At 42.4% G+C, this 14,741-nt stretch carries 14 protein-coding genes; 4 read left to right on the forward strand and 10 right to left on the reverse strand.

Going from position 1 to position 14,741, the window contains the following annotated elements:
• The first annotated feature begins 202 nt into the window (after nucleotides 1–202).
• Nucleotides 203–877, forward strand: a complete 675-nt coding sequence (locus tag CSV75_RS09830) for an adenine nucleotide alpha hydrolase family protein (protein ID WP_099675709.1) — start codon at nucleotides 203–205, stop codon at nucleotides 875–877.
• 259 nt (nucleotides 878–1,136) lie between these two features.
• Here CSV75_RS09830 and murB read toward each other — a convergent pair whose 3' ends face one another.
• A complete protein-coding gene (murB, locus tag CSV75_RS09835) occupies nucleotides 1,137–2,057 on the reverse strand; it encodes a UDP-N-acetylmuramate dehydrogenase (RefSeq protein WP_099675710.1) in 921 nt (306 codons plus the stop codon).
• 166 nt (nucleotides 2,058–2,223) lie between these two features.
• On the opposite strand from murB, the gene CSV75_RS09840 reads away from it, so the two are divergent.
• A complete protein-coding gene (locus CSV75_RS09840; RefSeq protein ID WP_158231645.1) occupies nucleotides 2,224–2,739 on the forward strand; it encodes a YceI family protein in 516 nt (171 codons plus the stop codon).
• Nucleotides 2,740–2,917: 178 nt separating this feature from the next.
• Here the strand turns inward: CSV75_RS09840 and CSV75_RS09845 are convergent, their stop codons facing one another.
• Complete coding sequence (locus CSV75_RS09845; RefSeq protein WP_099675712.1) at nucleotides 2,918–3,613, reverse strand: DsbA family oxidoreductase; 696 nt, start codon at nucleotides 3,611–3,613, stop codon at nucleotides 2,918–2,920.
• A 98-nt stretch (nucleotides 3,614–3,711) separates the two neighbouring features.
• On the opposite strand from CSV75_RS09845, the gene CSV75_RS09850 reads away from it, so the two are divergent.
• A complete protein-coding gene (locus CSV75_RS09850) occupies nucleotides 3,712–5,091 on the forward strand; it encodes an FAD-dependent oxidoreductase (protein WP_099675713.1) in 1,380 nt (459 codons plus the stop codon).
• 51 nt (nucleotides 5,092–5,142) lie between these two features.
• Here the strand turns inward: CSV75_RS09850 and CSV75_RS09855 are convergent, their stop codons facing one another.
• Together CSV75_RS09855 and CSV75_RS09860 are read right to left on the reverse strand one after the other, a co-directional pair.
• Nucleotides 5,143–6,069, reverse strand: a complete 927-nt coding sequence (locus CSV75_RS09855; protein WP_099673628.1) for a manganese-dependent inorganic pyrophosphatase — start codon at nucleotides 6,067–6,069, stop codon at nucleotides 5,143–5,145.
• Nucleotides 6,070–6,121: 52 nt separating this feature from the next.
• Nucleotides 6,122–6,568 (reverse strand): RrF2 family transcriptional regulator, encoded by a 447-nt coding sequence (locus CSV75_RS09860; protein WP_099675714.1) that lies wholly within the window; start codon nucleotides 6,566–6,568, stop codon nucleotides 6,122–6,124.
• A 190-nt stretch (nucleotides 6,569–6,758) separates the two neighbouring features.
• Here CSV75_RS09860 and hmpA point away from each other — a divergent pair, with 190 nt between their 5' ends.
• On the forward strand, nucleotides 6,759–7,970 hold the full coding sequence (gene hmpA / locus CSV75_RS09865; protein ID WP_369825374.1) for an NO-inducible flavohemoprotein: 1,212 nt from the start codon (nucleotides 6,759–6,761) through the stop codon (nucleotides 7,968–7,970).
• Nucleotides 7,971–8,009: 39 nt separating this feature from the next.
• Here hmpA and CSV75_RS09870 read toward each other — a convergent pair whose 3' ends face one another.
• From CSV75_RS09870 to CSV75_RS09895, 6 genes are all read right to left on the reverse strand, one after another.
• Complete coding sequence (locus tag CSV75_RS09870; protein WP_099675716.1) at nucleotides 8,010–9,059, reverse strand: YkvI family membrane protein; 1,050 nt, start codon at nucleotides 9,057–9,059, stop codon at nucleotides 8,010–8,012.
• A gap of 51 nt (nucleotides 9,060–9,110) precedes the next feature.
• A complete protein-coding gene (locus CSV75_RS09875; RefSeq protein WP_099632437.1) occupies nucleotides 9,111–9,707 on the reverse strand; it encodes a DNA-3-methyladenine glycosylase in 597 nt (198 codons plus the stop codon).
• A 21-nt stretch (nucleotides 9,708–9,728) separates the two neighbouring features.
• Nucleotides 9,729–11,465 (reverse strand): ABC transporter ATP-binding protein, encoded by a 1,737-nt coding sequence (locus tag CSV75_RS09880; RefSeq protein ID WP_099675717.1) that lies wholly within the window; start codon nucleotides 11,463–11,465, stop codon nucleotides 9,729–9,731.
• Between the two features lie 20 nt (nucleotides 11,466–11,485).
• The gene (locus CSV75_RS09885) at nucleotides 11,486–12,148 is read right to left on the reverse strand and encodes a uracil-DNA glycosylase (protein WP_099675718.1); all 663 of its coding nucleotides are present in this window, start codon (nucleotides 12,146–12,148) and stop codon (nucleotides 11,486–11,488) included.
• 108 nt (nucleotides 12,149–12,256) lie between these two features.
• Nucleotides 12,257–13,399 (reverse strand): MFS transporter, encoded by a 1,143-nt coding sequence (locus CSV75_RS09890; protein ID WP_199171350.1) that lies wholly within the window; start codon nucleotides 13,397–13,399, stop codon nucleotides 12,257–12,259.
• A gap of 371 nt (nucleotides 13,400–13,770) precedes the next feature.
• Nucleotides 13,771–14,733, reverse strand: coding sequence for a siderophore ABC transporter substrate-binding protein (locus CSV75_RS09895; RefSeq protein WP_099675720.1), 963 nt, complete (start codon nucleotides 14,731–14,733; stop codon nucleotides 13,771–13,773).
• Nucleotides 14,734–14,741 lie beyond the last annotated feature (8 nt).

Genomic DNA, 14,741 nt, shown 5'->3' on the forward strand with positions numbered 1-14,741 from the left:
AAGCAAAGTGTACAATCCCTACTCGAAAGTATACACTACTTTATAGAAAACCGCATAAAAAGCGCGGTCAGTATACAGTAAGGCTACGTTCGTAATCCTATACAGGATGAGGTTCTCTGGCGGAATTGCAGCGGAAAGCATCCCCCTAAAGTGTGAACCGGTTATCATTAGTTTATTGAATTTGAAGAGGTGATGAGTCATTATGGGCAAAATGAAAAGCCGTATGGACGAGGGAATTCTCGTTTGTGTGTATTACGGTCCAAATGGTGAACGTCTCATTAATAGAGGATATAAAATTGCAACAATTATGGACTGTCCGCTCTATATCCTGACAGTCGACCCTGCACCACTCGATGACTTTGATGTAGAGAAATCGGAGTATATAGACCGTTGGAAAGAACTTGCGGAGGAATTAGATGTCGAAGCATTCATTATTCGCGACGATGAGAAGCGTCCCGCTGCAAAAGTCATCAAGGAAGTGGCTCACCAATACGGCATTACACAAATCATCATCGGTCAGACCGCGCAAAGCCGCTGGGAGGAAATTACAAAAGGCTCTTTCATGAACGTCTTGTTGAGAGAAATTCCATTTGTTGACTTCCATGTCGTGTCGGTTGATCGTGCGATAAAGAGTGAGACAGAAGGATCGTTTGAAAAAGGCGTACGTGCGTATTTGATTTCCGATGGCGACGGCTTCCGTATTAACTTCACGCATTCGAAGCATGCGCAGTATGAGGGGATCTTCTTTAAGGAGATTGGGACCGATTTTAACAACGGGGTTTTTAAGTTCATGCAAAATAGTAAGATATGCCAGGTGCAGATAGAAGATGACCAAGTGCTCGACTCAAGCAAGATCCAGTGCAAGATACAAAATTAATATCACGAGAGGTGGCTAGAAACGAGGCCCCTCTTTTTTGCATAGATTTAAGGTTAAGATCTAAGAATTTATTTAATGAGAGTTAAGTGGTAAGTACGATGGGACGCTTTCCGGCTAGCAGGCCCTCTAGGAAAACGTACCCTCCGAAGCATCAATTCCCACCTCATCACTCAGCCAGCTATTTTCCCAACTTTTCACATCAGAAAAGAACTGTCCCGAGAGGTCGTAATGACTTCGTGGACAGCCTCTGTCGCTTCTATTATTCAGAAAGTTCTTCCCCTACGATCTTCACTTCCATCTCCAGATCAATCCCGAAGTTCTTCTTCACTTCCGCTTTGACCATCTCAATCGTCTGAATATAATCTGCCGCTGTGGCATCATTTTTATTGACGATGAACCCCGCGTGTTTAGTAGACACTTCCGCTCCACCAAAGCCCTTACCTTGCAGACCGCTATCTTGGATCAACTTTCCAGCAAAATAACCTGGTGGACGCTTGAACACACTTCCTGCTGACGGGTATTCAAGCGGTTGTTTTGATTCACGTTGGAACGTTAAGTCGGCAACTGCCGCATCGATTTCACACTGTTCACCTTTAGTGAGCCAGAACTCTGCGGATAGGACATAATAGCCTTCTGTAGTAATGATGCTCTTACGATACCCTAGTTCCAACTCCTCTTTTGAAAGCTTGAAAATTTTCCCTGTGTCATCCATTACAGTCGCTTGATGAATAATATCTTTGATTTCTCCACCGTACGCTCCTGCGTTCATTGCCATTGCACCACCAATTGAACCCGGTATTCCGCAAGCAAACTCTAGACCCGTTAAACAAGCTATCGCTGCTTCCTTAGACGCGTCGATAATATTTGCTCCAGCTTCCGCAATCATTCTATTACCATCAATCTCGATATGATTTAGGTTCGCCATATATATTACAATTCCACGAACGCCACCGTCACGAACGACCATATTTGAACCGTTCCCGAGCAACAAAATAGGAATTTCATGCTGATAAGCATAGCTAACAATCGCTTGCACTTCTTCTATTGTGCCAGGCGCCGCGACGACATCCGCTTTACCACCCAGACGTGTTTTCGTATATTTGTTTAATGGCTCATCAAGTAATAACCAACCGTTTTGTATGTTCTTTTGAAGATCTTCAAACCATCGATGTTTTGACATCTACATCAAGTCCTTTCAGTATACGTGTCTCCAGTTTTACGGAAACAATCTTATCCACCTATTAGTATGCTTGCAATCAGTCCTTTTGACAAGGTTTTTCATTTTGACTTTTTGTGTTTTTTCAATTACAGTTTAGCTAACTAAATATCCATAAGGAGGAGTGAAAGTGAATACATGGAAAGTAGATCCCACGGCATCCACTGTCGGCTTTTCCGTTCCACATATGATGGTATCTACTGTCACGGGAACGTTTGAAGAGTTTTCAGGAGAATTACAAGGTAACATAGCGGATTTGACGAAAACTAAAATTAGTTTTCAAGTAATTGTTTCTTCAATTGAGACAAAGAATAGAGACCGTGATCTACATCTATGCTCCGTGGACTTTTTTGATGCCGAAACTTTCCCCAAAATGACATTCTCTTCCCGCACAATTTACAACGATACAGACGGTAGATATCAAATGTCCGGTGACTTGACTGTTAAAAACACGAGCAAAAGAGCCATATTCTGCATCACTCCTCAAGAAGTTACCGTATTCGGTGCCACGTATCTCGTCGAGGGGGAAATCAAACGAAAAGATTTCGGATTAATGTGGAACCATGCAATCGAAGCTGGTGGTGTAATGGTTGGAGATATTATTGATATCAAGATGTCTGTTGTAATTTGCAAGAACAAAAGGTAACGGGAAATTGCCGTTGATCAACATTCAAGGGGAATGCATTCCACTTACAATTCACTAACGTACTATTTTAAACAGACTAGAAGTCCATGAAGAAAAAACTGAAGACAAAACTCCCTTTAATTCTTAAGAGTTTTCTTCAGTCCCATCGAACCATTCATCTATTCAGTTTACTGTTTCCTCAGATATCACAAGCTCCATCATCATCTGTGCCTAGTACTTGCAACTTAGGTTTTGTCATCTCTTCTTCTTCAGCAATCTTTTCAAACGCTTCAACAAATGCTTCCGTAGGCTGCGCTCCACTTATAGCATATTTACGATTAATTACGAAGAACGGCACACCTTGGACACCAATTTCCTGTGCTTCTTCGATATCTTTTTTCACTTCACCCTCGAAAGCATCACTATGAAGCATGTCTCTCGTTTTCTTTGCATCTAATCCAGCTGATGTTGCAATCGCTACGAGTACTTCTTCCGTATCGATACGCTCCCCTTCCACGAAGTAGCCATGCATGAGACGCTCTGTTACTTCCTTCTCTACATTTTGCTTCTCTGCGAATTTCGCTAGACGGTGTGCATCGAGCGTATTAGACGTTTTCATTCGATCCACTTGATAGTGAAGATTAACGGTTTTTGCTTGCTCTTTTATATTATTCATCATGTTTTCTGCTTCTTGTTTGGTGACTTTGAATTTACTAGCTAACCCGTCTACCAATGATTGATCTGAAGCTACTGGCGTATTCGGATCCAGTTGAAACGCCTTGAATACAACTTCCGATTTCTCCTCAAGCCCTAATTGTTTCAATGCATGCTCCAAACGTCTCTTTCCAATATAGCAAAACGGACAAACATAATCCGACCATACCTCAATTAACATTTTTTGCCCCACCTTTCTATTCTCTATTTTAGATTCAAGTAAAGTTGGCAACAATGTTAATGCTTGGGTTATATAAATTCACAGAATGAGGTGTCGGAATGAATCAATCTTTATGGCTTGCCACCGCTTATCCGAAGTCTACCTATCCAACTGTAGATGATGATTTAACTTGTGATGTGCTAATCATCGGAGGCGGACTGAGCGGCATAGCAAATGCATATTTTTTGTCTAAACAAGGAAAGGACGTTGTGTTGCTCGAAAAAAACAGTTTGCTTCATGGGGCAACGGGAAATTCTACAGGTAAATTAACCGCACAACATGATCTAGTCTACGCGGACATGATTGAACAGTTTGGCGTGGAAAGCGCAAGACAATATTTTAATGCAAATGAACAAGCTATTGATTTCGCGCGATCCATCGCTGAAGCAGATCAACTGCAAACCGCACACTCCGCGCTATATTCTCAAACACCTGAAGGTACGGAACGATTACTTGCGGAGAAAAAAGCTTATGAAGCGATTGGGATTCCATTTACACTTGCAGGTAATGCATCCTACTTACCATTTGAAACCGCTCATACTCTACTGATTGAAGACGAAGCACAAATACATCCAGTGCGTTTTGGACAACGATTGGCACAACTCGCTGTGAAAGAAGGCGCACGTATATTTGAACATGCACAAGTAGCTGCTCTAGATACTGATCGTTATTTTGTCAAACTCTCTTCATCTAAGGTAGTCAGTTATCGACAACTAGTTATCTGCTCACATTATCCCATTGAAGCCCTTGAAGGCATGCAAATTCTCAAACTGGACGTCCAGCGCTCCTATATTGCTGCGGCAAAAACGGATACTCTATTTGATCATCAATATATATCGGTAGATGAGCCGAAACGCTCGATACGGACAGCGACGATCGATGACCAGTCTTACTTGTTGCTAGCCGCTCAATCTCATCCCGCTGGATCGGAAAAAGAAACACAGCTACATTACGACAGCTTAACGGAGGATATAAAAACGACATTGGGACATCCTGAAGTTGTCTACAAATGGTCGGCTCAGGATCCGTCCACGCCTGATTTAGTACCTTATGCAGGAGCTATTTCAAACTCTTCGCCGGACGTCTACATTAGTACAGGCTATCGAAAATGGGGACTATCTAATTCCTTAGCCTGCGCGGAAATTATTTCGGATGCGATTATCGGTCAATCGAATGCCGCTAGCGAATTATTTTCTCCTAGCAGAACAGATTTCGGCTCCATGTCAAGCCGCGCTTTACTATTAGCCGGACGTACCGTAAAGGAATTTGCCGGTGGACATATCACCCGGACCGACTCCCCGATTTGTACGCATATGGGATGTCGTACCCGTTGGAATAAAGGAGACCAAACGTGGGACTGTCCGTGTCACGGATCACGTTTCCGGGCGGATGGAACCGTGTTGGAAGGTCCTGCCACACAGCCCCTGGATTTAGGATAAAAAAAACTGTCACGGAAGATCGGATTACCGATTTCCATGACAGTCTATTGATTAAGAAAGTGCTTCAGTCAATACAGGCACAATTTGCTTCTTACGTGAAACAATACCTTTTAACAAAGCGGAATTATTATTGAAGGCTACATTAAATGCTGATCCTGCACGTTCGGCTTCTTTTCCTAGCGCAATGATTACGGAATCGCTATTGATGATATCCGTCACAACAAACAGGAATAAATCTAGCCCTTTTTGTTCGATCACTTCATTTAACTCCGCTTCTAGTTCATCTTGTCGACCCAGAATGTCTTGTAAGTCCACTGCATTTACTTGTGCAATTTCCATTTTCACATCGCCAAATATAAATTCTTTCGAATCTAGACTAGCCAAATCCTTTACAGGTACAGAGCTTAAGTCTGCTCCAGCTTTTAACATGTCCAAGCCGTAGACGGCAGCATCCACTTCTGCAATTGCAGCTAGTTCTTCAGCAGCTACTTGGTCTTGATCTGTGAATGTTGGCGATTTGAATAATAATGAATCCGATACGATTGCCGAAAGCATTAAGCCGGCAATATTTTTCGGAATTTCAACACCATGCTCTTTGAATAATTTGTTCAAGATCGTTGCCGTACAGCCTACTGGCTCTGCACGATAATACAATGGATCGTTTGTCTGGAAGTTCGCGATGCGGTGGTGGTCGATTACTTCCAATACTTGTACATCATCCAAGTCATCCACACTTTGTTGTCTCTCATTGTGGTCAACTAAGATGACTTGAGATGTTTCAGGTGCTGCTCTTTCAATTAAGCGAGGTGCTTCAAAACCGAAAGTTTCAAGCGCATACGCTGTTTCTTTCGTAATACTCCCTAGTCGAACAGCTTCTGCATCCATTCCGATTTGTTGTTTAAGATAGGCATACGTAATCGCTGATGCGATGGAATCTGTATCCGGGTTTTTATGCCCAATGACTAACACTTTTGACATATTTAATTCCTCCTAATTCACTATGTTTACTACCTATATTCTAACACACTATTCAGGATTGACTAGTGGGAAATAGTAAAGATTGTATTTCTTCCTTGTTATGAAGGAAATCTGCAATCGTGTAACGATCTAGCACAGCGAAGTAAGCTTGAAGCGCTTCGTATAACACACCCCTTAGCTGACAGGCTTGAGACAACACGCACATATTCTTACTGGGATCAAAACATTCGACTAAGTGAAAATCGTCTTCTGTTTTCCGGACTAGTTCACCTACATTCAAGCTAGTTGGATCTACACTGAGACGGATTCCACCACCACGACCACGAATGGTTTCAATCAGTTCCAGTTTTCCTAATCCATGGACTATCTTGGTGAGGTGATTTTTCGAGATTTGATACGCATCCGAGATTTCTTGAACTGTAGACAGTTCATCCGATTGCTTGGAAGCTAAAAAAATCAGAACACGCAGCGAATAATCTGTATACATTGTTAAACGCATAATATCACCACTTTCTCTTCTTTCATTATTATAGCATTTTCAATTGAAAAATCATGGATTGACACTGGTCGTTACACGTAATAGCATGACTAATTATTGAATATAATGTGACAACTTTCACAGTATATTTTTAAACATGTATTTTATATATAGCTTTTGAATTCTAAATGATTTATGATAGAGATATCAAATACGGAGAGGTTGTGCATTATCAATGTTAGATCAAAAAACTATCGACGTTATCAAATCCACAGTACCAGTACTAGAGGAACACGGAACAGCGATTACTACGGCTTTCTATAAAAACATGTTTGTGGCTCATCCCGAATTACTAGATATATTCAACCATGCTAACCAATCTCAAGGTCGTCAACAGACAGCCCTTGCAAACACAGTATACGCAGCAGCGCAACATATCGATAACCTTGAAGCCATTCTACCGGTGGTTGTACAAATCGCGCACAAGCACGTATCTCTTGGAATCTTGCCAGAACATTATCCAATTGTCGGAGAGTATCTGTTAAAAGCAATCAAAGAAGTACTTGGCGATGCAGCAACGCCTGAAATTATGGATGCATGGGAAGCCGCTTATGGCGTAATCGCTGGCGCTTTCATTGGTGTAGAAAAAGATATGTATGAGAATACAGAAAAAGCTGATGGTGGATGGCACTTATTTAAAGACTTCGAAATTGTCGACAAAGTAGAAGAAAGTGATGTCATTACTTCATTTTACTTAAAACCTGTTGACGGTAAAAAATTGCCATACTACTTACCAGGACAATACATTACGATCCGCATGGAAATCCCAGGCGCGAAAAATATTGTTAATCGTCAGTACAGCTTGTCTCAAAAATCAAACGACGAGACTTTCCGTATCTCGGTTAAACGTGAAGATACATTATCACCAAAGGGTGTAGTATCATGCTACTTGCATGAACATGCAAGTGTAGGCGACATCGTCGAAGTGAGCGCACCGGCAGGCGACTTCTATCTAGATCCTACTGGCACAGCACCTGTCACATTAATCAGCGGTGGAGTTGGTATTACACCAATGAAAGCTATGTATTCAACTATCGCAGATTTGTCTCCTGAACGTGAAGTGGCATTCTTGCACTCTGCACGTACACGCAGCCAACAAGCATTCGCGAATAAACTAGAGCAATTAAATGCTAAACTGCCAAACTCTACGTACAAAGCGCTTTATTCAGAAGAGGGAGACGGCATGTTCACACGTAAATTCTTAGAAGAAAACGTGATTGCAGGCAGTGATGTCTATGTATGTGGACCAACTGGCTTTATGGAGTTCGTACTTCAACAGCTTCACGCCATGGGTATTCCTGAAGAGAAAATTCACTTCGAGTTCTTCGGACCAGCTGTAGCTCTTCAATTACAATCTGTTTAAGCACAAACAACCCCCGCGAATTTTCCCGCGGGGGTATTTTTATATTTTATTCGGCATACGGATTGAAGCCCTAAGAAGTGCTACAACTAAAAACAAACCTAAATAGCCGACAACCGGATACAGTGTATTAACCAAATTTGTGAATCCCAGAAAACTTAATGCATAGCCAATTACTAATGAAAACGCTACGAATAACTTAAACTTCATCGTACCACTTTGGATGAATCGAGCACCAAACGCATAGAACATACTGACTGCTGTATTGAAGATCATACCGTATAAAATAACCGCCATGAAGATTGCAAAGATTGGGGAAATATTATTGATGATGGCAAGCATCGGTAGATCTGTTCCCGCCACATTTTCCACTTGCGAAAAAAGCGCCAAATGACTTAACAGAATTAAAATACCTAATCCAAGACCACCTACGAATCCACCTCGCGCCGCAATCTTTTCATCTTTTTCCGCCCCTCCCATGACAATAGTCATCGAAGCACCTACCGCAATATTAAATGACACATAATTAATTGCGGATATGAACCAATTAGGCAATGTCGTTGGCACTGCTTTTGCAACAGGATCAAGCACTGCGAAAGTTGTATCCATCGTGACAATACTGTAAACAGAGACGACAACTACTGTAATAATTAAAAACGGTGTCACACTGCCGATTACAGCAACCACTTTATCTACGTTTAATAATATCGTCAAGAACACCAAAACAATCATCAGTAAACTACCTACAAATGTCGGCAAGCCAAATTGCTGATGTAAGTTGGCACCCGCACCCGCTAGCATCACTACACCTACACCAAATAGTGTAAAGATGATAACACCATCCACTATTACGCCTAGAAAGCGTCCACTGATTTTGTAAATCACGTCTTTATGTGAAGTTGTTCGCAATCGACTTCCAAGACGCGTCAATGTCATGCCTAAGTAAGCGAAGAGCGCCGTACAAATTACTGCGCTAATCATGCCTAAGTAGCCGAAACTCGTAAAATACGTCATGATTTCATTACCGGATGCAAATCCTGCCCCTACGATAATTCCAATAAACGCACTACCCATTTTCAATATTTTCTTCATAATTTCCCCTATTCTTCTCTCTAACCAAATACATGCGAGACGTTCATTAATTTATTTTCTATATTTTGAGACGAACGGGTTGTCTTTTTCATAGAAACGCCAAGGATAATGCACAGCTTCGCCCGTGTTGCCAATCCCTACCCGTGGACCCGCTTCTATTTCAGCCTGAGGAAAGCCTTCAGCTATGTAGAGAGGCTTCTGTGTCCAATGATGACCGTAATATGACATCGTCACCCCGAGAGCCTTAGAAAGCTTTCCGGGTCCGTTTGTAAGATCGGTTTCTTTTTTAATGTGTATGCCACGGCGTTGTTGCATATGACTTACTCCTTCTATTGGTTCACCCGCCCGCAGTAACACAGCATGCGGTGTACCCTCTTGTGCACAGACGACATTCATTAGTGTGTGGGTATGCATTTGATATGTATATACGGATCCTGGCTTGCCAAACATGATTTCTGTACGCTTCGTTCTACGATTACCATAACTATGTGCTGCGCGATCTTCAGCCCCGTGATACGCTTCAGTTTCCACAATTCTAACTACTGATAGTCCTTCGGGTTGCTCATGGACAATATATTGACCGACTAAATTACGGGCAAGCTCTAGTACAGGTACATTATAGAAAGATGAACTAATCGGTTCATACATACTACCTTCTCCCTTCAGTTTTCATGCTAATCCTTGTCCTTCTGCGAATTCACGATAGAGATCATGTGTCTTCAATAATTCCGTGTGATTTCCTCTACCAGTAATCTGACCATTTTCTAAGAACAGTAATTGATCTGCGTGCAATACGGTTGCCAATCGATGTGCAATAATTAGCGTTGTTCTACCTAGCATCAAATGGCGTAATGCTTCTTGTACATGCGTTTCCGAACCGCTATCCAAATTTGACGTAGCTTCATCCAATAACAGAATCTCGGGGTTATGCAATAAAGCACGTGCGATGGCAATACGTTGGCGCTGACCACCAGACAACTTCATGCCGCGCTCCCCAACCATGGTATCGAATTGATCCGGCATATCTTTTATGAATGTATACGCATTGGCAGCTCTTGCAGCTTCAATGACTTGTTCAAGAGGCGGTCTCTTTTTTAAACCGTACGCAATGTTATCTAAGATCGTTCCGCTTAATAATGGGCTTTCTTGTGAAACATAGCCTATACGCTGGCGCCAATCAGATAACGGGATCTCTTGGATCGAATCTACTCCAAAACGTATTTCTCCCGAAGTTGGTTGATAAAATCTCTCCACCAATGAGAAGATGGTTGTCTTTCCTCCGCCGCTTGGTCCGACGAATGCCGTTACAGTTCCTCGCTCTGCAGTGAATGTAATTCCGTTCACTACACCTTTTCCCTCTTCATATGAAAAATGAACATTTGAAAATGCGATGGCACCTTCCAGTTCCGATGTATGTTCACCGCCTGCGGGTTCAGAATCCATTTGTAGAATTTCTTGAATTCTTTCTGTTGCCCCTACTGCCTTTTGGAACGAAGTGAAAAATCGAGCCATTTGCGCGACCGGTACAATGATTTGAAATAGCAAGAATATAATTGCAACCAGTGTTCCTGCCGATAACGCTCCTCTTGCCACTTGCGCTCCTCCATACCCAAGAATCACTACTAGGATACCCATCATTGTCAACATCATGATAGGTGAAATAACGGCTTGAATTTTTGCTTCTTTCAACCCATATCGAAATAGAGAGTGAATGGCAACTTTACCTTTCTCTCCTTCAGTAGGTTCTGCGCGGTATGCTTTCACTAACCGGATATCGCCAAGCACACGGCCAAGATGTCCCGAAAACTTTGCCATTTCAGCCTGTGTGGCTTTTGCTACTTTGTGCATTAAGCGGCCAAGTGGATACAAGATCACCATACTAACCGGCACACTAATCAACATGATGATCGTCATCTTCCAATCGAGTACCAATAAAATAATAACTGCTCCAATAATCGAAATTAGCCCCGAGATGAACGATACTAGATGCTCTGAGACAAGTGACTTTAATACGGTTGTATCTTGCGTAACGCGACTCATCGTTTCTCCAGTTTCATTCCGATCAAAATATGGCACAGGTAAACGCAGTACTTTTTGCCATAATTGATTGCGCAAGTCCGCAACTACCGTCTCGCCAATAAAAGCAAGCATATAATAGGAAAAGCCACCGGCAATTGCTTGTACCACAAATAAAACGAGCAGGAATATGCCCGTCTTCCAGTTCAATAGTTCACTTGTGAATGAGTCCACCAAATCTTTAGTGATTAATGGTACAGCAAGACCGGCAACCGTTTCAACAAAAGATAGCACCAGGGCAATGATAGTTACGGCTACCGGCCAACGCAATGTCTTGACTAAACTCATAAAGTTTTTAACGGATCCTTTAGGTTTTACTTGAGCATTCATAATGCTTCCTCATTTCTACCTTATTCAAACGGATACCGCATTTTCCCTTGGAGATATTCACCAATCCGGTGCCAATCGGCTTCCAGATCAGGTCTATGGGATGGGCGATAAAACACGGATGCTGGATGGAATGTCGGTATGATAGTGTACGATTCATCTGTTAGACTATATTGTTTATCTTCCAATTTCGCTAAATATTGCACAGGTTGCGTTAGTACTTGTCCATGAAGAGCCGTGACCTTCGCATGTTTACCTAGCAATCGCTGCAGACCAATATTGCCGAGTGTTACGATAAGCTTCGGTTTAAGGTTGGCTACTTCAAAATCAAGGACCTGTGCATGAGCCAATTGCTCTTTTTGTGTCGGTGGACGATTATACTTTCGTTCCGTCAAACTACCATCCCGTTCTTTCCTTGTTCCCCATTTGTACGGTCTACTGCGGAACGAACTCGTCATATAGACATCTTCACGTGTTAGCCCAATCGATGCAAGAGATTTCATTAATTCATCACCTGCGCGACCGATGAACGGAACACCATGTATCGCTTCGTGTTCCCCCGGTGCTTCACCAATCAGCAAAAGTGTTGGTGATTGCGGCCCTTCTCCGTGGACAAAGCCTTCCACTGGAAATCCCTCGCTACGTTCTAAAGCAATACGCGCAATTTCATCTGGTACACGAAACATTGTATTCACTCCTTTCTGTAATTATAAAGGTTTTGCTACCGAATAAAAAATGTTAACCATCGAAAAAGCCGCTCCCATTTATATAAAATGGAAACGACTTATTTTATACTATGTTAACTCAGTTTGTTTCGTTTCTGTTCCAAGGAAAATGACGGCTAGTACACCTACCATGATGGCTGCACAGAAAATACCAAAAATGACTCCGAAACCGTATCCAGCTGTTAACAGTGAACCAACGAGAAGCGGTCCGAAAATCCCTCCCACACGCCCGACCGCTGCCGACACTCCAGAGCCTGTCGCTCGAATAGCGGTAGGATATTGTTCCGGCGAATACGCATAGAGCGCTCCCCAAGCACCCAAGTTAAAGAAGGATAGAAACGCACCTGCGACCATCAATGTAGTCAATGTCTCCGCATTACCGAAAGCTAGAGCACTGAGTGCCGTTCCAAATAAATAAGTAGCGAGGACGAATTTTCGTCCCATGCGTTCAATTAGCCAAGCGGCACTGAAATAACCTGGTAACTGTGCTAAAGTCATCAATAATACATAGCCAAAGCTTTTGATTAAACTGAAGCCTTTGATCACCATGACACTAGGTAGCCAGAGGAACATGCCGTAATACGAGAAGACCACCGCAAACCATACGATCCACAGCATAAGGGTCCGTTTTCTAAATGCCGGCGCCAGTAATTGCTTTAGTTTCTGCCCTGTCGTTTGTGATATTTTTTCTTGCTCTACAAACTTCTTGGAGTCGGGTAAATTACGCCGTAAGTAAATCGCATAAAATGCCGGTAGTGCCGTGATGATCAGTGCTACTCTCCAACCGAATTCCGGGATAATGAAATACGCTATTAAAGCCGCTAAGAGCCAGCCGGCCGCCCAGAAGCTTTCAAGTAACACCACTACACGTCCCCGCTCTTTTGCGGATACGCTTTCCGAAACCAATGTAGAGGCAACAGGCAACTCCCCACCCAACCCTGCTCCTACTAAGAAGCGTAAGGCTAAAAACGCCCATAACGTCGTCGTCAAAGCGGATAAGCCGCTGGCAACTGAAAATAAAACCAATGTCATCATAAATACTTGCTTACGTCCAATTCGGTCCGCCAATAAACCGAATCCGAATGCACCTATCGCCATACCGATGGAGTTAATGCTACCGATCCAGCCCATCTCAGATGAAGTCAGATTCCAATCTACAGCTAATGCAGCAATGACGAATGACAGAATTCCAACATCCATTGCATCGAACATCCAGCCAGTACCTGCGATTCCTAGTAATTTATTTCGTGAGATTTCTTTCTTTTTCACGGGGCTTCTACCTTTCTATTGTGCAATCTTTATATGTCTTTACAGGTGTCATTATAGCACTTTTTAATGGTATTTGACTAGTTTTGTTTAGTGGAGATTTTTGGATGTTGTTTGTTGTGTGTAGTTATTGAGCGGGAAGGCCACGGCTTTGAGCGGATAGCGAACGGGATAGAGCGCGACGACCACCGCGGTGAGCGAACGGGATAGAGCGCTCCTCAAAGTTTATTGAGCGCAATCCATAAATTAAAGCGAAAGAATAACCATGTAAATACAAAAATCCCAGAAGACAGAGTCTCCCGGGATTTCATTCGTTCTTATAGGCCAGCTTCTACTTCTTTGATCATTTCTTTGATCGATTGAAGTCCGCCACCAGACAGGTACCAGTATTCACCGTTCAAATAAACCATTTTGTCGTTCTTGAATGCGTTTGTTTTCTTCACAAGATCGTTTTCAACGGAATCCTTCGCTGTAGCGCCGTTACCGATTGCTGCGTCACGGTCGATAATGAAGAGAATATCTGGGTTTGTTTCTAAGATGTATTCAAATGTAATATTTTGTCCATGTGTAGAAACTTCAATTTTTTCATCGGCTGGTTTAAAACCAAATACGTCATGAACTAGTCCGAAACGCGAGCTTGGGCCGTATGCACTTACTTTCCCTTCAGTTGCCAGGATGATCAATGCAGTGCTGTCGATGCCTTCAGTTTTAGTTTTGATTCCTTCGATGCTTGCATCTACGTCTGCTAATTCAGTTTTCATTTCCTCTTCTTTGTCGAAGATTGTAGCGATTTTACCCATGTTCTCTTTGAAAGATTCCATGTAGTTAGATGTATCAACACCCATGTAGATTGTTGGAGCGATTTCAGATAACTGATCATACAAGTCTGTTTGACGTGCAGAGATGAAGATCACATCTGGCTTCATTGCATTGATTGCTTCAAAGTCAGGCTCTTTCAAACTACCAAGATTCTCATACTTTTTATCTTCGTATTTAGAAAGGTAACCCGGTACGTTTGATTGTGGAAGACCTGCCACTTCAATTCCTAGCTCATCCAATGTATCCAATGTTCCAAAGTCAAAAACTACTACCTTTTCAGGGTTCTTTTCAAGTGTTGTTTCACCAAGTTCATGTGTAATTGTTACTTCTGTGCTTTCTTCAGCTGGCTTATCTTCAGGTGTAGCATTGTCTGCAGGTTTTTCTTCGTCTTTTGCACCGCCACAAGCAGCCAGTGCAAGCATTAAGATCAATGCGAATAAGGATAGAGTAAGTTTCTTCATTTCAGTAT

Source organism: Sporosarcina sp. P18a, from assembly GCF_002743135.1.
In the GTDB taxonomy this organism is placed as follows: Bacteria; Bacillota; Bacilli; order Bacillales_A; family Planococcaceae; genus Sporosarcina.